The organism is Finegoldia sp. P3-F-LR, assembly GCF_052932165.1.
In genome coordinates, this window is record NZ_JBRFJE010000020.1 from 1 (window position 1) to 21,811 (window position 21,811).

22 protein-coding genes are annotated in these 21,811 nt (G+C 32.1%); 10 read left to right on the top strand and 12 right to left on the bottom strand.

Features of this window, described 5'->3' with window-relative positions; genetic code table 11:
• Positions 1-170: 170 nt before the first annotated feature.
• Both ACU68U_RS07525 and ACU68U_RS07530 read right to left on the bottom strand, forming a co-directional pair.
• The gene (locus ACU68U_RS07525; protein WP_446763068.1) at positions 171-983 is read right to left on the bottom strand and encodes a hypothetical protein; all 813 of its coding nucleotides are present in this window, start codon (positions 981-983) and stop codon (positions 171-173) included.
• Positions 984-1,002: 19 nt separating this feature from the next.
• Complete coding sequence (locus tag ACU68U_RS07530) at positions 1,003-2,622, bottom strand: ATP-binding cassette domain-containing protein (protein WP_446763069.1); 1,620 nt, start codon at positions 2,620-2,622, stop codon at positions 1,003-1,005.
• Positions 2,623-2,755: 133 nt separating this feature from the next.
• On the opposite strand from ACU68U_RS07530, the gene scfA reads away from it, so the two are divergent.
• From scfA to ACU68U_RS07560, 6 genes are all read left to right on the top strand, one after another.
• Positions 2,756-2,905, top strand: a complete 150-nt coding sequence (gene scfA, locus ACU68U_RS07535) for a six-cysteine ranthipeptide SCIFF (RefSeq protein ID WP_002835215.1) — start codon at positions 2,756-2,758, stop codon at positions 2,903-2,905.
• Positions 2,906-3,054: 149 nt separating this feature from the next.
• Complete coding sequence (gene scfB, locus ACU68U_RS07540; RefSeq protein ID WP_278725367.1) at positions 3,055-4,413, top strand: thioether cross-link-forming SCIFF peptide maturase; 1,359 nt, start codon at positions 3,055-3,057, stop codon at positions 4,411-4,413.
• Positions 4,406-5,650, top strand: coding sequence for an aminotransferase class V-fold PLP-dependent enzyme (locus ACU68U_RS07545; protein ID WP_446763070.1), 1,245 nt, complete (start codon positions 4,406-4,408; stop codon positions 5,648-5,650). Before scfB ends, ACU68U_RS07545 begins: the two co-directional genes overlap by 8 nt.
• Before the next feature lie 60 nt (positions 5,651-5,710).
• Positions 5,711-6,067, top strand: a complete 357-nt coding sequence (locus ACU68U_RS07550) for a GntR family transcriptional regulator (protein ID WP_094206139.1) — start codon at positions 5,711-5,713, stop codon at positions 6,065-6,067.
• Positions 6,064-6,768, top strand: coding sequence for an ABC transporter ATP-binding protein (locus ACU68U_RS07555; RefSeq protein WP_094225027.1), 705 nt, complete (start codon positions 6,064-6,066; stop codon positions 6,766-6,768). The genes ACU68U_RS07550 and ACU68U_RS07555 overlap by 4 nt, the downstream gene beginning before the upstream one ends.
• A complete protein-coding gene (locus ACU68U_RS07560; protein WP_446763071.1) occupies positions 6,761-7,597 on the top strand; it encodes an antibiotic ABC transporter permease in 837 nt (278 codons plus the stop codon). Before ACU68U_RS07555 ends, ACU68U_RS07560 begins: the two co-directional genes overlap by 8 nt.
• Positions 7,598-7,627: 30 nt before the next feature.
• On the opposite strand, the gene ACU68U_RS07565 is transcribed toward ACU68U_RS07560, so the two are convergent.
• The 5 genes from ACU68U_RS07565 to pfkB all read right to left on the bottom strand — a co-directional run bounded on the left by ACU68U_RS07565 (position 7,628) and on the right by pfkB (position 12,526).
• Positions 7,628-8,179, bottom strand: a complete 552-nt coding sequence (locus tag ACU68U_RS07565) for a chromate transporter (RefSeq protein ID WP_094202872.1) — start codon at positions 8,177-8,179, stop codon at positions 7,628-7,630.
• Positions 8,166-8,729 carry a chromate transporter gene (locus ACU68U_RS07570; RefSeq protein WP_242428110.1) on the bottom strand — a complete coding sequence of 188 codons (564 nt, stop codon included), beginning with the start codon at positions 8,727-8,729 and terminating at the stop codon, positions 8,166-8,168. Before ACU68U_RS07570 ends, ACU68U_RS07565 begins: the two co-directional genes overlap by 14 nt.
• Positions 8,730-8,822: 93 nt before the next feature.
• Positions 8,823-9,689: a class II fructose-1,6-bisphosphate aldolase gene (gene fba / locus ACU68U_RS07575; protein ID WP_002835224.1), complete on the bottom strand. Its 867-nt coding sequence runs from the start codon at positions 9,687-9,689 to the stop codon at positions 8,823-8,825.
• 52 nt (positions 9,690-9,741) lie between these two features.
• Entirely contained in the window at positions 9,742-11,613 is a 1,872-nt protein-coding gene (locus ACU68U_RS07580; RefSeq protein ID WP_446763072.1) for a PTS fructose transporter subunit IIABC, read from the bottom strand.
• Positions 11,603-12,526: a 1-phosphofructokinase gene (gene pfkB / locus ACU68U_RS07585; protein ID WP_446763073.1), complete on the bottom strand. Its 924-nt coding sequence runs from the start codon at positions 12,524-12,526 to the stop codon at positions 11,603-11,605. The genes ACU68U_RS07580 and pfkB overlap by 11 nt, the downstream gene beginning before the upstream one ends.
• 70 nt (positions 12,527-12,596) lie before the next feature.
• On the opposite strand from pfkB, the gene ACU68U_RS07590 reads away from it, so the two are divergent.
• The gene (locus tag ACU68U_RS07590) at positions 12,597-13,235 is read left to right on the top strand and encodes a Maf family protein (protein ID WP_446763074.1); all 639 of its coding nucleotides are present in this window, start codon (positions 12,597-12,599) and stop codon (positions 13,233-13,235) included.
• 11 nt (positions 13,236-13,246) lie between these two features.
• Positions 13,247-13,684, top strand: coding sequence for a DUF523 domain-containing protein (locus tag ACU68U_RS07595; protein ID WP_094206146.1), 438 nt, complete (start codon positions 13,247-13,249; stop codon positions 13,682-13,684).
• Positions 13,685-13,897: 213 nt separating this feature from the next.
• Here ACU68U_RS07595 and ACU68U_RS07600 read toward each other — a convergent pair whose 3' ends face one another.
• The 5 genes from ACU68U_RS07600 to ACU68U_RS07620 form a co-directional block, all read right to left on the bottom strand.
• Positions 13,898-14,923, bottom strand: coding sequence for a YeiH family protein (locus tag ACU68U_RS07600; RefSeq protein ID WP_446763075.1), 1,026 nt, complete (start codon positions 14,921-14,923; stop codon positions 13,898-13,900).
• Between the two features lie 107 nt (positions 14,924-15,030).
• Positions 15,031-16,572 (bottom strand): ABC transporter ATP-binding protein/permease, encoded by a 1,542-nt coding sequence (locus tag ACU68U_RS07605; RefSeq protein WP_110058565.1) that lies wholly within the window; start codon positions 16,570-16,572, stop codon positions 15,031-15,033.
• Between the two features lie 46 nt (positions 16,573-16,618).
• Complete coding sequence (lipA, locus tag ACU68U_RS07610) at positions 16,619-17,482, bottom strand: lipoyl synthase (protein ID WP_446763076.1); 864 nt, start codon at positions 17,480-17,482, stop codon at positions 16,619-16,621.
• Complete coding sequence (locus tag ACU68U_RS07615; protein WP_446763077.1) at positions 17,475-18,437, bottom strand: lipoate--protein ligase; 963 nt, start codon at positions 18,435-18,437, stop codon at positions 17,475-17,477. The genes lipA and ACU68U_RS07615 overlap by 8 nt, the downstream gene beginning before the upstream one ends.
• Positions 18,438-18,446: 9 nt before the next feature.
• Entirely contained in the window at positions 18,447-18,866 is a 420-nt protein-coding gene (locus ACU68U_RS07620; RefSeq protein ID WP_002835234.1) for a PPC domain-containing DNA-binding protein, read from the bottom strand.
• A 158-nt stretch (positions 18,867-19,024) separates the two neighbouring features.
• On the opposite strand from ACU68U_RS07620, the gene ACU68U_RS07625 reads away from it, so the two are divergent.
• Entirely contained in the window at positions 19,025-19,495 is a 471-nt protein-coding gene (locus tag ACU68U_RS07625; RefSeq protein ID WP_094207516.1) for an acyl-CoA thioesterase, read from the top strand.
• Positions 19,492-21,738, top strand: a complete 2,247-nt coding sequence (locus tag ACU68U_RS07630) for an ATP-dependent DNA helicase (RefSeq protein ID WP_446763078.1) — start codon at positions 19,492-19,494, stop codon at positions 21,736-21,738. Before ACU68U_RS07625 ends, ACU68U_RS07630 begins: the two co-directional genes overlap by 4 nt.
• The last annotated feature ends 73 nt before the right edge of the window (positions 21,739-21,811 follow it).

A 21,811-nucleotide genomic window follows, 5' to 3' on the forward strand; every position in this document is an offset into this window, starting at 1 on the left:
TATATGAGGTATTAGATTCTAAATACTCTTTTACCACTTTCGTTTTGAATTCTGTACTATATTTTGCCATTAAAAAACTGACCTCCTTTAGTTAGTTTTTTGGTCTAACTTTTGGGGGTCAGTTCAATTAATCGCGCAATTTTTATTTTAAAAACTTATTCAATTGTTTTCTACAACGCTCCAAGTGTTATTAGGAATACTTCGATAAAAAGCAATGTAATATATGATTTTTGGAATTTTATCCTTGAACCAAATCCCACAATACAAAATATCGACCACATTTTTAAAATATTAACTGTAACCGCAGGATCACTTGCTTGTAGCACAACTTTTATGCTAAGAAATATACTTACTAATAATATTACGAATTTAAGTACATCTCCAAGTCGAAATAGCATATCTTTTAATTTGGTGCGGTTATTAAATATTAGCTTCCCGTCTATTACTACTGCTTTTCCTGAAAAATAATCGTGCAAATCTCCAATAAAATAAATCAAAAAATTAATAATTAGAGAAATACAAACTCCCACATTCAGACTGTTTAACACTAAGTTTGTATTTCGTGACCATAATAAATTCAAAACCAAACTAATCACAGAAATAATCAATAATATACTGATAAATGCTACAGATTTTTTTATGGAAACTGCTTGGAGAGCATTTTGCTTTTTTATAATGGATTCTAACTCCGTATCCTCCTCAGAATTATTTGCAAATACAATATACGTATTATTTTCATAAATGATCTGAGAATTAGTTTTCATGATTTGTATTTTTTCATCTATATTTTTATCCAAGCGCTTACGTAAGACACAATAAGATTGTGGGGCTTTGTTTTCATCATAGCGAAACTTCAGTATATCCAAAAAACTTCCCACTGCACCACAAAAACTATAGCCTTTTATTGATTGTTCTTCCAAATATTTAGTCAATGCTGGTGTTTCGTAGAATTGATAGTTGTTATAAGTGTTTTTAGTTACCATATTATTAACCTCTTTTAGTTTACATTGTAACTGGTACTAATTTCCCGTCTTCTAATTTTAAAATAAAATCGCTCATTTCAATTGCTTTACTTGTCAAATGATGTGTGATTGCTATTACTGTCAAATCTTTTTTCGAAAGTATGCATTCTTCAACAATATCTACACTGTGTTTATCCAATGAGGATGTCGATTCGTCTAATAAAATACAGTCGAAGTCTTCATTTAGTAGTCTTGCAATTGCTATTCGTTGTTTCTCTCCACCTGAAATAGATTTATCTTCATTTGAAATTACGGTGTCAATTCCTTTTGGTTTGGAATTAATCAAAGTATTTAATCCCAATTGTTCAATGATTGTTTTATCTACAGGTCTGTTGTCAAACAAGGATATGTTGTCTTTGATACTAGCTGTGAATATTCCAGTGTCTTGCGTTGCAAATCCTACTTTTGAATAGTAAGTTGAATCCATAATATCCAAAATATTTTTATTGTTAAGTTGGACTTCTCCTTCGGTTGCTATTTCTTGTTTTTGCAAAATCTTGAATATAGTTGATTTACCCGTTCCACTTTCTCCAATAATAATGTATTTTTTGCCTTTTTCAAATGTAAAATCCAAATTTTTCAAAACGTATTTGTCACTTGTTGGATATTTGAACGAAATATTGTTTAATTTCAAATTATTAAATTCGAATTCATCTTCTACTTCAACAGGTTTTTCTTCAGAGATGAAATTCATAACTTTGTTTTGGACTGGCTTTGCTGATTTGAAACTTGTCATTATATCTGTGAAATTTAACAACGGTCCTGTCACATAAGCCATAAGTTGACTTGATTCTATGACTTGACCAATGGTTATTCTGTCTTTAAATACTAGCCAAATTCCTACCAACATACAACCCAAATACATTGCCAATGAACTAGCAAATGATAAAACGTAAATAGTTTTGCTCAAAGTTTCCTTGGTATTTGATGCGTTACGATATTCAATGGATTTATCTTGGTTAATTTTTTGAAAAATAATTTCTCTTTTGAAAAACTTAATCAAATTGAAATTGTTAACGAATTCTTGCAAACTAGACGTGTATTCATTTCTTATATTCATAAGTTCTTCTTGTCTTTTTTCGATTAATTTTTCGAAAATAAATGGCACTGCTAGTTGCACCACGGAAAATATTATTATTGTGATTGCCATTATTATGTCGATTTTGACAAGCAAGACTAAGGATATTACGAAATTGAGAATTTCATGATATGAAGACACCATATTTTTGAAATAATCCATCTTCAAATCTTCCAAATCATTCAAAAACATCGATATATAATATCCACTATTTTGTTTGGATATTTTGATTAGAGATTCGTCTGTTATACTGTTGAACAAATCATTTCTAACATTATATATACAATTATTCGTAAGTTCTACTGTGCTTTTTCGATATAGCAAATCGGAAATACTTGCAAAAATTATGTACAACACAGAAATTAGAATTAATCTGGGCAAAAGTTGTTCTTCTCCATTAGTTCCTGCATCTGTTATAATTCTTAAAAGCCACGCCAAGCCAATATCAAATCCAACGGCAATAGGCGCTGTAAGAAGAGTTAAATAGAATAATTTTTTGTTATGAGTAATGTAATTGAACATTTTAACCTCCCCCTTTAAAATAAATATATCACTTATTTTATTATTATGCAATGTTTTTTTTGATTATACATCTGAATTATTATTTCGCACATTTTTTCTGGATTTGTGATATAATTATTTTGAGGTGAATATTATGGAAAAACATATTAAAACTTTAACACCTAACACTTTGAAAGAATCAGCTTGCAAAGGTGGTTGTGGTGAATGCCAAACTTCTTGCCAATCAGCTTGCAAAACTTCTTGCACAGTTGCTAACCAAGAATGTGAAAACGAAAATAGATAATCTTGTTTACATAATGATTGAAGACTTTTAAGTAAACAATCAGATATGCGATTATTAAATTAATGCCACTCTTTTGAGTGGTTTTCGTTTTTTATTGACTTAATTCGGAATTTTCTATAAAATAGTACGGTAGCTGAAAGGAGAATTATATGATACATAAATACAAAATGAATGGCCACAACATTGTTTTAGATGTAAACGGTGGAAGTGTCCATGTTTTTGACGACATAAGTTACGATGTACTTGATTATTACAAAGATTTAAGTGCAGATGAAATAGTAGAAAAATTAGCTCAATATCCTGAAGAATCTGTCAGAGATTCTATCAAGGAAATCGGAGAATTGGAAAAAGCGAATATGCTTTTTTCATCAGATGATTATCTTCACATTGAAGATTTCAAAAAGAGAGAACCTGTGTTAAAGGCAATGTGCCTTCACGTTGTTCACGATTGTAACTTGAAGTGCGAATATTGTTTTGCTTCACAAGGTGATTTTGGTGGACACAAAGCTTATATGACTGAAGAAGTCGGCAAGAAAGCTTTAAAATATTTGGTTGACAATAGCGGTTCAAGAAAATTCTTGGAAGTGGATTTCTTCGGTGGAGAACCTTTAATGGATTTTGAGCTTGTGAAGAAATTAGTGAAATACGGCAACGAAATAGCCGAGGAAAAAGGTAAGAAATTCAGATTTACGATAACTACTAATGGTGTTTTATTGGACGATGATAAGATAGATTTTATCAACGAAAATATGCACAACGTTGTTCTTAGTCTTGACGGTAGAAAATCTGTCAACGATAATATGAGAAAAACTTTGAATGATAAGGGCTCTTACGATTTAATCGTTCCTAAATTCCAAAAGCTTATTAAAGGAAGAAAAGGAAAATATTATTATGTTAGAGGAACTTTTACTAAGAAGAATTTGGATTTTTCAGAAGATGTAAAACACTTCAAGGATTTGGGATTTGAATTGTCAAGTATTGAACCTGTTGTAGACAGCGATTATGATGATTACGCTATTACTAAGGAAGATTTGGACACTGTTTTAGAAGAATACGAAAAGTTGGCAGTGGATTATGCAAAGGATCAAGTAAATGGTTCTAACTTTAAATTCTTCCATTTTATGGTGGATTTGACTCAAGGTCCTTGTGTTATTAAAAGAATGCAAGGTTGTGGAGCTGGCTGCGAATACGTTGCAGTTACTCCAGAAGGTGACATTTATCCTTGTCACCAATTTGTCGGCAATGAAAAATTCAAAATGGGCAATATTTTAGATGAAAATTTAACTTTACCAGAAGATATGCGTGAAGAATTTTTGAATTGTCATGTATTTACAAAAGAAGATTGCAAAAATTGTTGGTGCAAATTCTACTGTTCTGGTGGTTGCCATGCAAATGCGTACAATTTTAATAATGATATTTACAAGCCATACGAATTGGGATGTGCAATGCAAAAGAAACGTACTGAATGTGCAATTATGGTTGAAGTGGAGAAAATGTTGAATGCGTAATTTGTATGAAAATCTGATAAATAGAAAAGAAAAAGTAAGCTTTCACATGCCTGGCCATAAGGGCAAGATGTTGGAAGGAATGAACGATTTTCTTGAAAATATTTTAAAGATTGATGTAACGGAATTATCTGATACAGATGATTTGTACCATGCAAATAATATTATAGCTGAGGGCAGGAATAATCTTGCCCTTTTTTCACATGCAAAATCATCAATGTATCTTGTCAATGGTTCAACCTCTGGAATAGTCGCAAGTATAATGAGCGTATTAGATGAAAACGACAAAATTTTGGTAGAGAAAAATTGCCACAAATCCGTAATCAACGGCGTACGACTCGCTCGTGGAGAATCTGTGGATATTGACTGTGATGGAGTGTGTGAACAAGAAGTTTTGATAGAAAATTTGAAAAAAGATTCATCTATCAAAGCAGTTCTTATAACACGCCCCAATTATTATGGAATTTATCAGCCAATCGAAAAACTTGTAACTTATTGTCACGAAAATAATATCAAGATTATTGTTGACGAAGCACACGGAACGCATTTTGCATTGGAATGTTTTGACAAAAATGCAATGCAACTAGGTTGTGATATTTCTATTAATTCGTATCACAAAACGATGCCTGCATTCACACAAACTGCTGCGATTAATTTCAACTTGGAAGATGAATTGATAGATAAAACTATAAGTAATCTACAAATGATTATGACATCTTCCCCATCGTATATTTTCATGACATCAGTAGAATACGCCGTCAATTATTGCACTAAATATGAAAGCAAATACGCTGAATTAAAAGAAATAATAGATTGGTTTTATAGTGAGATTGAAGGCTTGGATTTCATAAGAAAAGCTCCTATTCAAAAAAATTGCAAGAGAGATTTTACAAGAATTGTCCTTCAATGTGACAACCCAAGCGATGTCAATGAGCATTTGATAAAAAACGGAATTTATCTAGAAATGATAGACGACAAAAATCTCGTATTGATTTCAACGATTGCAGATGAGAAAAAAGATTTTGAAATTTTGCTGGAAGCTTTTCGTTCATATGAAAAATCAGACTCTACGAAAATTTATAAAACATACGATTATTTACTGAATAAAATAATCGCCAATGATATCGTGATTTATCCACCCGGAAAAATTTTCGCTAAGAAAAATTCCACAATTAATCAAGAACAAATCGATGAGCTGAACGATTTATCATCAAAGGGCGTAAATATTTTATTAAAATAGCTTGACTTTTTTATTGTAACGGTGTATTATTGTTATAGAACAGATGAGAAAGGAGATAATATGCAATTTGATGATAATAAGCCTATCTACATTCAAATCGTAGATTATTTTAAATACAAAATAATTAGGCAAGAATTAAAGTCTTCTGATAAAATTCCTTCTGTCAGAGAAACTGCGAAAGAATTGAATGTAAATCCTAACACAGTTCAACGTGCTTATGCAGAGTTGGAAAGCTGTGGAATTACTATGAGTAAACGAGGACTTGGTTCATTTGTTGATGTAGATGAAGATAAATTAAAAGCTTTGAAAAATGATATGGCACAACAATTGATAGATGATTTCTTAAACGAAATGTATCAAATGAATATGCCAAAAGAAAAACTAATGGAACTTATAGATGAAAGGTGGAAAAAATGAGCGTACTCGAAATAAAAAATTTGTCGAAAAAATACGGCAACAAACAAGCACTTAAAGATGTATCATTTACAGCCGAAAAAGGAGAAGTCATCGGACTTCTAGGTCCAAATGGTTCTGGCAAGACAACTTTAATCAAAATTTTAGCTGGAATAATAAAAAAATACGAAGGCGAAGTTAAAATCGATTCACATAATGTTAATTACAAGACAAAAGAATTCGTAAGTTATTTGCCGGATCGTTTTTTCCTAGACCCTAACCTTACAATCGCTCAAACTCAAGCATTGTTCGAAGATTTTTATTCCGATTTTGACGGAGAAAAATTCACTAGTTTTATTGAACAAATGAGTTTGGACAAGAAAATGAAAATTAGCAATCTATCAAAAGGTATGACTGAAAAATTGAACTTGGCACTTGTGTTATCACGTCACGCTAAGCTTTTCATTATTGATGAGCCAATAGCAGGAGTTGACCCTGTAGCTCGTGAACAAATTTTGGATGCAATCATTGATAATATCGATCCTGATTCTACTCTTGTTATTACCACTCACTTGGTTAGAGATATAGAAAGAATTTTCGACAGAGTAATCATGCTCAACAAAGGTTCTGTGGAATTAAATGATAGCGTAGAAAATTTGAGATCAACTTACAACAAAGGCATTGAAGATGTGTACAAACAAATTTTTGGAGGTCACCATGCTTAAACTTTTAAAACACGATTTAAAAAACAACTTTAAACTATGTTTGATATCATTACTTGTAGGATTGTTGGGAAACAGCTTTTTATATGCATTATTTAAAAATTCAATAATCGTAAACACTCAAAGTATGGGATTTGTCGAAATGCTTTTCTTGATTTTATGTATACTTGCAGTTTTTGGAAGTTTCTTGGCATTGACTGTACAAATAGTTATGGTTTTCAGACGCGATTACTATTCCGACAGAGGATATTTGATGTTCACACTTCCTGTTAAAAGCAACGACATTTTAATGAGTAAATTATTGTTCGCTCTTATTTGGACAGTAATATTTGCAATAGCATTTTCTTTAATAAACTTTTTGGGAATGTATTTTGTTGGTGAATCGAAATTCTTAGAAATGATTAAATTGGCATTTAATAATCCGTACTTTACGATTTCTCCATTTACATTCATCATTTTGACTGTAAACTTTATTATAAGTACATTCATCAGTTACATTGTAATGTATTTCTCAATAGTTGCTACGAAATCATTGTTCCCATCAAACAAAACAGGTTACTCATGGATTATAATTATGATTGTGATTAACGTGGTTATATCTCTAATCGACCAAGAAATATTCACAAGATTCCCTTATCTAATCTCATATGTAGGTGAAGGAATCGTAAATGCTAGCGAATTAATAACTATAAAAAATTCAAATACAATTACAATGAACACATTCACAAAAATAATGGGAATACCTATTTCAAGTACTATTATTTGGATATTGACAGGACTTGGCTTATACCAAGCGTCAATAAAAATGATGGACAACTCAATAGATATTTAAACGACAAAAAGCCTCATAGTGAGGCTTTTTTTAAATTACAAATTGATATATTAGTCCTATCGTTGCGCACACGCCGATTATCTTAATGATAGAAACTTTTTTATAATACATTACAAATCCTACAAAAAATGAAATTACAGCTACAACGTTTATGTTTGTCGTATTAAATGTGCCGTTAAACACTGCCGATTCGAACAAATCGATAAATGCAATGAATATCAGTGCTGCAACTGCAGGTTTGATCCCTTTTAGTATATAATCCAAAAACTTTAATTCTTTTCCCGAGAAAATCAACTTAGACAACGGAAGTAGAATAATTAACGCCGGAAATACCAATCCAGTAGTTGCTACAACAGCGCCAAGCACGGAATATATTTTCATTCCAACAAATGTCGCGGAATTTATCGCTATTGGTCCTGGCGTCATTTGCGATATCGTAAGTACGTCTGTCAATTCTCTAAGACTGATCCATTGATTTTCATTTACTACAAAATTCGTGATAAGTGGAAGTGTTGCATATCCTCCACCAAATGCAAATAATCCAACTTTAAAAAACACCCAGAATAATTTAATCAAAATCATATTTTCCACCTACAATCTTTGAATACATTACTCCGATACAAGCACATGCAAGTAAAATTATCGCAACATTTATGTTAAATACAAATCCCATTACAAATGCTAAGATCATTATTCCAATTCCAAGTGCTCTGTCTTTTTTCAAATTTGATTTTGCCAAATCCACAACAGTTAAAAGTAATATCGCACTGATTGCTCCACTCATACTAATAAGCATCATATTGATAAATGGATTGTCGTGAATTTTGTTGTAAATCAAACTCACAATCGAAATAATAACCAAGCATGGAAGAGTAGCAGCCAATACACTTGCGATTGCCCCTTTTGTTTTATTAATCCTGTATCCCAATAAAATCGACGTGTTAATAGCCATCGCTCCTGGACAACTTTGAGCCAAGGCGATTATCTTCATCATTTCGTCGTCGTCAATTATTTTTTTGTTCTTAACAAACTCATCTCTAATTATAGGTACTATTGTGTATCCTCCACCAAATGTTACGGCATTAATTTTCAGAAGAGTTTTAAATAAATCTATGTTTTTCAAAATTATCACCTAGATAATATTATCCTATACAATAAAATTTTTTTCAAATCAAAAAACCGAATCTAAATTAATAGACTCGGTTTGAATTCTGATTATATTAAATTAGTTTGCTTTGTCGATTGATCCAAAAATTTCCATTTTTTCTTTAACTTTTGCTTTGATTGCTTCGTAGCCTGGTTTCAAAACTTTTCTTGGGTCAAATCCTTTCTTTTCTTTGTCCTTATTTTCTTCGAAATATTTTCTAGTTTCTTCTGTAAATACGATTTGACATTCAGTGTTTACATTTATTTTGGATACTCCAAGGCTGATCGCTTCTTTTATCATATCAGTTGGAATTCCTGTTCCACCATGAAGAACTAGGGGCATTTCTCCGATTTCTCCTTTGATTTCTCCAAGAGCATTGAAGTCTAATCCCTTCCAGTTTTCAGGATAAACACCATGGATATTACCAATTCCTGCTGCCAAGAAATCTATTCCTAATTCAGAAATTCTCTTGCATTCGTTTTTGTCGGCGATTTCTCCTTGACCGATTACTCCGTCTTCTTCGCCACCGATAGCTCCAACTTCTGCTTCAACGCTGATTCCTTTTGAGTGAGCAAGTTCAACTATTTCTTTTGTTTTTTCTATATTTTCATCAATTGGATATTTAGAACCATCAAACATTACTGACGTAAATCCTGCTTCGATACATTTTTTTGCTCCTTCGAATGATCCGTGGTCTAAGTGGATTGCTACAGGAACTGTTATGTTTAATTCTTCAATCATTCCTTTAACCATTCCTACAACTGTTTTGTATCCGCCCATATATTTTCCAGCGCCTTCGCTAACTCCCAAAATAACTGGTGAGTTGTTTTCTTGTGCTGTTTCCAAAATAGCTTTAGTCCATTCTAAGTTGTTGATGTTGAAATGACCTACTGCGTATTTTCCTTTTAATGCATCTTTTAACATTTTGTCTGCTGCTACTAACATAATTTCCTCCTTGAAAATTTGAAAATTTGTAAATTACATTATTATTATAACATTATTCTGCTTTTTGTTTCCACAATCCATAAATGATTGCTGAAACCAATGATCCCACTGCTACAGATAATACGAAGAACAACGCCTTGTCTACAGATTCCATAGCTGGTAAAATGAAAATTCCTCCGTGTGGTGCAGGTGATTTTACTCCAAATGCTTGTGTAAGTCCGCCTGCAATCGCACTACCGATTACAGATGACACAATCACTCTCAATGGGTCTTTTGCTGCAAAAGGAATCGCTCCTTCTGTGATAAATGATGCACCCAAAATATAATTTGTGATTGCTGATTTCTTTTCTTTTTCGTCAAATTTATTTTTAAATAAACTAGATGCTAAAGCTATTGCAAGTGGTGCAACCATTCCTCCAGCCATCGTAGCTGCCATAAAAGCACCATTACCAGTATCTGTGAATACTCCTATTGAGAAAGTGTAACTTGCTTTGTTAACAGGACCACCCATGTCCACACTCATCATCGCTCCGAGCAAAGCTCCAAGTAAGATTGAGTTTGTAGTTCCCATATTTGCCAAAAATCCGTTGATTGTTTTATTGATTACAGTAAACACTGGAGATATTACAAAAATCATACCCAAAGATGTTAATAGCAACCCAAATACTGGGAAAATCAACATTGGTTTAGTTCCTTCGAGAGATTTAGGAAGATTTCTAGTAATTTTCTTCAAGAATAAAATAACATAACCTGCTAAGAAACCACCTAACAGTCCTCCCAAAAATCCTGCACCTTGTCCAGCGATGTAACCTGCGACCATACCAGGCATCAATGCAGGTCTATCTCCAATACTCATCGCAATGTATCCAGCTAAAATCGGAATCAAAAATCCAAATGCAGCTTTTCCACCTACTGAGAATAAATTATAAATTGGCGATGTGTCAGAGAAAAATCTTTCCACTAAGAAAGATAATGCCAGTAAAATTCCACCACCGACTACAAATGGCAGCATGTGGCTAACACCATTCATAATATCTTGGTATAGTTTTGATTTCCAATTTGTCGTTTCTTCTTCAACTTCTTTTGACTCTGATTCATCTGCGTGATAAATCTTCGCTTTGCCGTCTACTATTTTTTCAATCAAATCTTTTGGATTTCTAATCGCATCGGAAACCGGACATTCAATTACATTTTTGCCATTAAAACGTGCAGTTTCTACTTTTCTATCCGCAGCTATAATAATTCCCGTAGATTTTTCGATATCATTAGCTGTTAATTTGTTCTTAACACCATCAGATCCGTTTGTTTCTACCTTTATGTCAACTCCCATTTTAGATGCTTGTTCCTTCAAAGCTTCTTCTGCCATATAAGTGTGTGCAATTCCTGTAGGACATGCAGTTACTGCTAAGACGAATGGCTTTTCTGTATAAATCGAGCTGGTTTCTACTGGTGCTACTTTCGGCTCAGATTCTTCTGCATAATCGTCAATAGTTTTGTAAACATCTTCTGGATTTTCGCTAGATTTTAATCTATCGATAAATCCTTCTTTTAATAAAAGCTTGGACAGTTTCGCCAAAGTTTCAATGTGCATTTGGTTTTGTCCTTCAGTTGCAGCAATCATGAAAAATATATAAGTATCTTCTCCATCTAATGCTTCATAATCCACGCCAGTTGTACTTCTAGCAAATACAATCGCAGGTTTATTCACTGCAGATGTTTTCGCATGAGGCATAGCAACTCCTTCTCCAAGACCTGTCGAAGATTCCAACTCTCTTTTCATAATTTCAGATCTAAATTTTAGTACATCATTAATAACATTGTTTTCGTACAATTTTTCAATCATCTCATCTATAACATCTTTTTTTGTTGTAGATTTAAGATTCAGAATCATTAGATCTTTTGAAAGCAAATCTTTAATTTCCATTATTTTCCCCCATATTTATTATTTTTAATTTGCCAAAAATTTCATTTATTTGATCCTTTCCTCCCATATCATATGAGAAAACAGTCGCAGTCGCACTAGCCACAGCCATTTTGAACATATCTTCTTCACTCATTTCATTCATATAAGCGTAGATAAATCCTGCAACCATACTATCTCCAGCGCCAACACTGTTGATAACTTCTCCTTTTACAATTGGAATGTAAAATGAATTATTTGCACTCACAAAAATCGCACCATCACTTCCCAAAGAACATATCACATGCCCTGCTTTTGGAATCATAGTCGATTTTATATACGAAATTATTTCTTCTTTTGAATTGAACTTGTCTCCGTAAATTTCTTCTAATTCTGCTTGGTTGGGTTTTAGCAGCAAAGGATTATAATCCAAGCTTTTCAATAACACATCACCAGTTGTATCCAATGTGAATCTAGTATTCGGAGATAATTTTTTTATCATCTCAATATAAATATCCTTATCCATATTCGCTGCCACAGATCCGGAAAAAGATACTATTCCACCATCAATTCCAGAAAGTTTTTCGTAGAAGTCTTCTAATTCTTCTTGAGAAATATCTGGCCCTGGTGCGTTAACTTCTGTTTCAGAATCCATTTTTAATTTTACATTAATTCTGTTGTTTCCATTAATTTTTGTAAAATCGTGGAGAATTTCCATCTCATCTAATAATTTTTCGATGTAATCTCCTGTAAATCCTCCCAAAAAACCAATATTTTGGGTTTCTACATCCAAATTATGTAGCAATTTGCTAACCATAATTCCTTTACCACCAGCGTAAAGTTCAGTAACTTTTGCTCTATTTGTTTCTCCATTTCGAAAATCATCCAATCGCATTATGTAATCAATCGAAGGATTTAATGTCACTGTATATATCATATAATCACCATATTATATATACCCATTTGACACATTAATAAAAAGATAAGACAATATATTTGGTGATAAAATGAAATACGTAAAAAATGTTACAAAAATTGGGAAATTAGACGAATTTACTCATGTAATTTTGGTTAGCAAATCTCCAAGAAGAAACGAATTATTGAAAAATATTTGTGAATTTGAAAGCACATCTACTGATATTGATGAGAGAAAAATAGAAAAACTAGCTTATGAAAAATACAAAGACCGTGAAATTATAGAAAAACTTGCACTTGTTTGCTGTGAAATATCCAAAGCAAAAATTCTTCCATTAGAATTAAAAGAAGACACGCTCTACATTTCTTCTGACACAATCGTAATCAACGACGGGAAAATTTTGAACAAGCCACAAGATTATGACGAGGCATTGGATATGCTAACATCCTATCTCGGAAAAGTTCACAAAGTTGTAACGTCTGTTTGTTTGAAATCAAAAAATTACGAAGAAATATTCTACACTTACAGTAACGTAAAATTTTCAGATAAAACAGATAAAAATATCCAATTAATCAAAGACTACATCGACGAAGGCACCGTTTACGACAAAGCTGGTGCCTACGGAATTCAAGATTTAAATCCAGTTCTTATAGAATACATCGAAGGTGATTTGAACACAATTATAGGCCTTCCTGTCAGTGAAATTAACAAAAGGATTTGCAAAAAATAAAGGAGACAAATATGCAAAATGTTTTAATTAGCGCTTGTTTATTGGGAGTTGATTGTAAATACAACGGTTCTAATAATAAACTAGACGAAGAAACTATCAATTTACTCAAAGAAAAGTACAATTTAATTCCAGTATGCCCAGAAATTATGGGTGGAATGCCAACTCCAAGAAATCCTGTTGAGATTAGTGATGGGAAAGTTTTTGATTATGACGGAGAAGAATTTACAAAAGAGTTTGAAAAAGGAAGCGAAGAAGTGGTAAAACTTGCCAAGTTATACGATGCTACAATCGCCATCTTAAAAGAAAATTCTCCATCATGTGGAACTAATTATATTTACGATGGAACTTTCAATCATCAAAAAATAAAAGGTATGGGGATTGCTGCTCACAAACTTTCAAAAGAAAATATAAAATTATTTAGCGAAGAAAATGTTAAAATATTACTGTAAAATATAAAAATATTACTATTTGTTTGATTTTTTTAATTTGATAATCATTTTTAGTTGACAAATTGAAATATCGTAGTATAATGATAATAGATATCAATTTATATCAAACAAACCCCTTGTAAGATAAAATTGTACTTAAGAATCACGGCTCCCCCTAAAGCCGTGATTTTTTTTCATGAAAAAAGCTACGCAAAATTTTTGCGTAGCTTTATGCTATATTAGTCCAAGTGCAAATTGCATTGCTATTGAAACTATAGCGATTCCAATCCAGCAACAAAATCCAAGAAGGATTGGTTTGCCACCTGTTTTTATTAATTTTACAATATCTGTTTTAAATCCAATTGCAGCCATTGCCATTACAATGAAAAATTTAGACAATTCTTTTAATGGATTAAAAACTTTCGCATCTACTCCCATTTTCAAAGCAACTGTAGTTATAATACTTGCAAGAACGAAATACAAAATAAACATAGGAAATATTTTTTTGAGTTCAACTTTTTCTGATTGTTCTTGTTTTTTAGTTCTCAAATACGACAATACCAAAGTGATTGGAATAATCGCTAATGTTCTAGTCAATTTTACAGTAACAGCTTTGTCCAATGTTTGTGTTCCCAAATTGTACAATCCATCCCAAGTTGCGGCTGCCGCTGTTACTGATGATGTATCATTTACAGCAGTTCCTGCAAATATTCCGAACGCTTCTCCAGAATGAGTGGAAAATCCAATCACGCTTCCCAACAACGGAAAAATCAAAGCCGCAATTACATTAAAGAAAAATATTACAGAAATTGCCTGTGCAACATCTTCATCATCAGCTTCTATTACTGGAGCAGTTGCTGCAATTGCTGATCCACCGCAAATTGATGATCCAACTCCCACTAATATCGCAATGTTTTTCACAATATTCATTTTCTTTGCAAGTACATAAGAAATAATTAAAGATGTGGAAATAGTTAGTATAATTATTGGCAATGATTGTTTTCCAGTTTCCATTACAACCGCCAAATTCATTCCAAATCCAAGTAAAATTACAGCATATTGCAATATTTTTTTAGATGCAAATTTCATTCCGACTTCAAATTGTGATTTGTCTTTAATAACATATCCCATAACAATCCCAACCAAAATCGCTAGAACTGCACCACCTATTACAGGGAATTTTTTGCCCAAAAAATGGCAAGGAATAGCTATTAAAAGGCAAAGCAATAATCCTTTATAATTTTTATTTAACCAATTCATAATTCCTCCAAAATTTAAATTACTTATATATTTTAACTCAAAAATTTTTCTTGTAAAGTATAAAAATAAAAAAACACCACGATAAATAATTTACCGTGATGTTTGATTTATTCTTGAACTAACAAATAGTCGCTGTCAATATTTTTAACATACAATACTTCGTCGAATTTTTCCTTTATAAATGGATTAACGTCCTTAGCACAGTATATTGATCCATTGAATCTCAAGATGAAATCTTCTAGCAAAATATTGCCAGTATTTTCGTCCAAATTTTCAAACAAATTAACTACCATGTTAAATTCAGAATCTTGATTGATTATTCTCTTATATCTGATTAAATTCTTATCTCTATCACTATATTCAGAATATCTTTGTTTTGAAGTCAATTCTTCATCGAATATTTTTAACAATGGTGGGATTTTCTTATCCGCAAAAGAATTAAACAATGTAACATTATTTCTAAAATCAGTATCGAAGATGTAACTTTCATCGTAAGTTACTAGCAGGTTTGATGACAAATCAAACTCTTCTAATGGCTCATTATTTACCAAAATCATTCCACTTTGCGGAGACAATGTCTGAATGAATGATTTGGCTAGTAAGTTTACAACTTCTTCATTATCACAAATAATTAAGTATTTTTTGTCAGTATAAAATGTGTAGTTGATCTTAACTTTAACATTTGAAGAATACAATTTCACATCTCTGAACTCAATGTCTTTTATGTGTTCTACAATTTTATCTGATTTTTCTTGATTCCCAAAAATTTCTTCCATTTCGAAAACTTTTTGCTCAGATTGCACAATCATAGATCGTTCTTTTACGATTTTTTTAATGATATGATGAAGCAACATAACTGAACTTATAAGAATGATAACTTCACCTATGCTGATTTGTGGCTGTTTAATAATATAAATCAAACTAATTATAAAATATACTCCGATGAATAATAATTTTAGATTGTATTTTGTGAGCTCTTCCTTGTCAAGTTCCGTCACTTTTTCTGATATATCTTCTATTAATTTACTGTGAACAACTTCAAGCGCTTTGTTAGCCTTTGAGTTGATGACTTTCTTGGAATTTAACATATCATCTAGAAAATACACGTATCTTTTTCTTAAATTCGATGTATTTGTTTTCTTTTCTAATATTGATTTGTCGATTCTCACATTTATCAAACTGAAAACCAACACTCCTACAGTTATAATTGACACCGGAATAAATGAAACGCAGTATCCTGTTGTAACAAAAACTGCAATCAATAGAATTGCATCAGATATCAGCTCCAATGTCGGAATAATGTAATATTCTTTTAAGTATAGCGATGTCGATGTAATGTCATTCGAAAAAGTTTTTTCTTTTTGTTGTATTTCGTAAAAGTTTTGTGAAATCACATTATGAAACAAATCTTGTTTAAACCCTTCTACAAATAAAAGTCCCATATTGTAAATCGTCCTGTCCTTGAGATAATTTATTCCAGCGAATAAAATTAACGATGCACTAATTACAATAAGTGAGAAGGTCTTATTTTGGACTTCAAATAATCTTTTCGTAAATACTATCGCCACCACCAAAAAACACGACAACAAAATTGTCAGTAAAATTTGCATTAGCAAATTGATTTTCTCTCTAAAAATGTACTTATTCATATATTCCCTCTTATAATACAAAATAGAGCTTTCGCCCTATTTTGCATTACTCATTTTCTTTTTTCTCCAATGATTTAAATACATTTCCTGCATTGTAGGAACTTCTTACGAATGGGCCACTTTCAACATGCTTAATTCCGATTGATTCTCCGTATTTTTTGTATTCTTCGAATTCTTCGGGAGTAACATATCTGTCCAACTCTGCATGTTCTAATGTAGGCATCAAATATTGTCCAATAGTAACTATATCTACTTTTAATTCGTTCAACTTATCTAACATTTGATGAACTTCTTCGTTAGTTTCTCCAAGTCCAACCATAAATCCAGATTTAGTTATAAGTCCTTTTTCTTTTGCATATCTTAAAACTTCAAAAGAATTGTCCAAGTTACCTTGTGGTCTCATTTCTTTGAAGATAGAACGAACTGTTTCAACGTTGTGATTTAATACATCTGGTCTTTCATCAAAAACAATATCTAACAATTCATGCTTTGCGTGCATATCAGGAATCAAAACTTCAACCAATGTTCCTTCGTTGTGTTTTCTAATTTCCTTGATAACATTTTTGAATTGAGTTGCACCTTCGTCTTTTAAATCGTCTCTGTCAACTGAAGTAATAACAGCGTATTTCAACCCTAATTTTTGCACAACTTTTGCAACATTTTCAGGTTCTTTTTCGTCAACTTCTCTTCCTCTTCCAGTAGTTACGTTGCAATATCTACAGTTTCTAGTACAAATATCTCCTAAAATCATAAATGTAGCTGTACGTGATTCGTAGCATTTCATTCTGTTAGGACAATTTGCTTCCTTACAAACTGTGTTCAATTCAAATCCATCTACTAAACTTTCTACTTCGTGAAGGTTTTGGCTACCTTCGATTTTTACTCTCATCCATTTTGGTTTTCTAATCAAATATATCACCTAAAAACACTTTCTCATCCATTCCAACAATGTATTCACCGATATTTACATCGTTCAAAACATTGTGGAAACCATCTATTGTCATAGTCTTTCCAACAAACATATCGCAAAATTCTGAAATATCTTTGTTCGAAAAGAAATCCCCTTCTATTTTGAAACTATCAATCAAATTATCCTTGATGTTGTAGCTATACTCCACAACTCCAAACTTGTGTTTTCTTTGATAATTTGCGGTAGTTTCTCCTTTTGAGTAAATAAATTCTTCATTTTTAAATAAATCGATGTATTTATTCACTTCTTCTTTTTCAGAATCGTTAAGCACGTATTCTTCTAAGTTATTATCTTCAATGATTCCGTTTTTAATTTTAGTGAAAAACTCATCGTATTCCATATCAATCATATCATTAATAGTCGTAATTCTGGATTCTACAGATTTGATGGCTTTTCCTTCGAATTTTATTTTTTGAGGAGTAAGTGAATGCATCATCTTTTCAACTCCAATATCGAAAAGAATTGTACCATGATGAACAACCATGCTGTTTTTCATATATTGTGCGTTGCCACTTATTTTCTTACCATCAATCAAAATATCATTTCTACCGCTGAATTCTGGATTAAGTCCCATTTTTTTCATTTGATTGATTATCATATTAGCGAAATGTTTGAAGTCATTTGCGTAGTTTTGACTTTCAATAAAAGTGTATTGCATATTTTTTTCATCAGTATATATGCATCCACCGCCAGATAACCTACGAACTAGATTAATTCCATTTTCTTCAGTGTATTTCAAGTTAACTTCTCTGTAAATGTTTTGATTTTTACCTAGTAAGATTGAATCCTTATTTCTCCACAAAATAAACACTGGAATGTTATGCTTTGCGAAAAAATATTCAACCGCAAAATTGTAATACGGATCTACGCTGTCATTATTAAAATAATATTTCATTTATCTCCTTTAAATATCGTATAAATTTAAACCTGTTTCAGAATCTTTGAATCTATCAACTTTTTCGTCTATTTTATTAATTATGATTTCACAAGTTGCTGATATGATAGCCTCGTTCAAATGTCCGCCGTGAACATTCAAATTCTCATCTGCAAATGTAATATGCATGTGCAAGTAAGGTTTGTCATTCATAGTAGATATATTTCCAAGGATGCTCGTGATTTCCATCTCTCCTGTGAAATTTTTCTTAGTGTATTCTTGTTTTTCGACACTATATAATCCCACAGTTATATTATCGCTGGCGCCAATTCCTGAAATAGAACCATTTTTTAGTTGAAGTTTTTCAACTAATTCGAATAATTTTTCTACAACGTCTTCGCCCTTTTCAATTCGGACTAAAACATTATCATAATATTCTCTATATTTCAAATCATTAACCTCCTGTAAAGTTCATACAATCTAATTATACATTTAATTTCTTTTTGTTTCAATTTTAAAAACTTGCGATTGATTTCATTTTTCCGAAAATAAAATTTTATACTATAATTTTATACTATAATAGAAGTAAGAATTAAAAGGTGGAAAATATGAAAACAAAACAAGATACAAAAACAATTGTAAAATTCAGAGCAAATGGAGATATGGGAAATTTTTACGGACTTCTCCACGGAGGAGAATTGTTCAAAATGATGGACACAATCGCAGGTGTGTGCACGAGAAGATTTTGTTCCAATAAAACATTGACAAAAGCTGTAAATAATTTGACATTTAATGCTCCAACAAAATTAGGTGAAATCATAAAAATCACAGCAATCATAGATTACGTTGGCAAAACAAGCATGGAATGTTTCGTTCGTGCAAAAGTCGAGGGAACAGATATCATAAAAGCTTCGGGATATTTCACAATGGTAAGTGTGAATGAATACGGCGAATCGGATATTGTAAATGAAACAATAGAATATGTAACAGATGAGGATAAAATGTATCGCGATTTGGCGATTGAAAGAAGGAAAATTTACAAGGAAGTAAATTTGCTTCAACAAAATTATAAGCTATGAAAAAAGAAATCAAACTTTCTGTCAGGGATTTGGTTGAATACACTGAACGAAGTGGCGACATTGACGATAGATTCAGAAATGTGTTCGACAGGGCAAAAGAAGGACAGAAAATCCACAAAATGATTCAAAAAGAATACCATATTGGATTTCTGCCAGAAGTTACTCTCAAAAACACTACCCTCTACAAATCGGTAAATTACATCGTGGAAGGTAGAGCTGACGGAATAGGAATTAAAAATGGCAAAACTTTAATAGATGAAATAAAATCGACTACGCGTGATTTGGAAGAATTGGAATACAATTCCAACAAATATCACTGGGCACAAGTAAAATGCTACGGGTATTTTTACGCTTTGGACAACGATTTGGAAGATATTGATTTGCAACTTACTTATTATCAAACTGATACCAAGAAAATAAAATTTATCAGGCAAAATTTTACTTTTGAAGAATTGAAAGAATTTTATTTTTCATTGTTAGAAAAATATTCTGTGTTCACAGAATTAATCACTCAACACATAAAGAATCGTGACGAATCCATTCAGAACTTGTCATTTCCATATCCAGCATTTAGAGCTGGTCAGAAGTATTTGAGCCAAAACGTGTATTCTGCAACCAAACAAGGTGTGGATTTGATGGTGGAAGCTGCAACTGGAATCGGCAAAACTATTTCTACGCTTTTCCCTTCAATAAAAGCTATGGGAGAAGATTTGACGGACAAGATTTTTTATTTGACTGCAAAATCTACGCTAAAAAAATCTTGTAACGACCAATTGTATTTGATGAAACAAAAAGGATTGATAATAAAATCAGTCGAAATAATCGCAAAAAACAAAGTCTGCATCAATAATGAAGTGAAATGCAATCCAAATGATTGCGAATTTGCAAAAGGTCACTACGACAGGGTCAACAAATGCATTCTGGATATGCTTGAAAACGAAGATATTATCGTGGAAGAAATCATCAAAAAATACGCATTCAAATACAGAGTTTGTCCGTTGGAGTTGGAGCTGGATTTGTCCAATTTCTGTGACATTGTAATTTGCGATTACAATTACGTTTTTGATCCGGTAGTTTATCTAAAAAGATTTTTCGAAGTTCCATATCTGAGAATGTCGCTATTGGTTGACGAAGCGCATAATTTGGTGAGTCGTGGACGTGATATGTACTCGTATTCATTGAGTTTCAATCAACTTATGGACTGTTGTGATGAGCTTGTAGACGACAAAAAAGGACTCAAAATCAACCGCAATTTGAAGAAAATCGCTCAGCAAATAAAAGATGAAGCCTTGGGAAAACCAGTCAATACTTACGAGGATTTGTCAGTTGATTTGATTGATTATTGCCTCCGTTGCAAAGAATCCATGACGAAATTCTTGGTCGAAGAAAAGGACAAACCATACTACGACAAAGTATTGGATGTGTATTTTGAAATCAATAAGTTTTTGAAAATTTCAGATTTTTACGATGATTCTTTCGTCACTTTGATAAAATCAGAAAACGATGATGTTATTTACAACATCATGTGCTTGAACACTCACAATATTTTTAAAAATCTTTTGAAAAAATGCAAATCCAACGTATTTTTCTCAGCTACTTTGTCTCCTATGACCTACTTCGCAGATGTATTGGGCTTGGAAAAATTCTACAACATAAGATTGGAATCTCCTTTCCCAAAAGAGAATTTGAAAGTAAATCACATCAACATTTCAACTAGATTCAAAGACCGCGAAGATACGAAATATAAAATCGCAGAAATCCTTCGAAAAATCAACGAAAAGCCTGGAAACAAACTCATATTCTTCCCTTCTTATTCGTACTTGGAATCTGTGTATGAGATTTGTGGCTTCGATATTTTAACACAAGAACGAACGCTGACTGATATGGAAAGATTGGAATTCTTGTCCCAATTTACAACAAACTCAAACATTATGGCGTTTTGCGTTTTGGGTGGAGTGTTCAGCGAAGGCGTGGATTTGAGTGGCGACAGATTGAACACTGTTGGAATAATTTCCGTCGGACTTCCCGGAATTAGTGTAGAAAATGATTTGATTAAAAAATATTTTGACGAAAATGGAAAAAACGGATTCGATTACGCTTATGTGTATCCAGGAATGAACAAGGTACACCAAGCTGGTGGAAGACTTATTAGAACTGACACAGATACTGGAGAATTATTTTTGATTGACGATAGGTTTGATTCATATCCTTACAAATCACTTCTTCCGAATAGCTGGAAATAATTTTTCTGAGAAAATTACAACACAATATGGTAAAATTAACTTAATCCCAATGGGAAATTTAAAAATGAAGGTG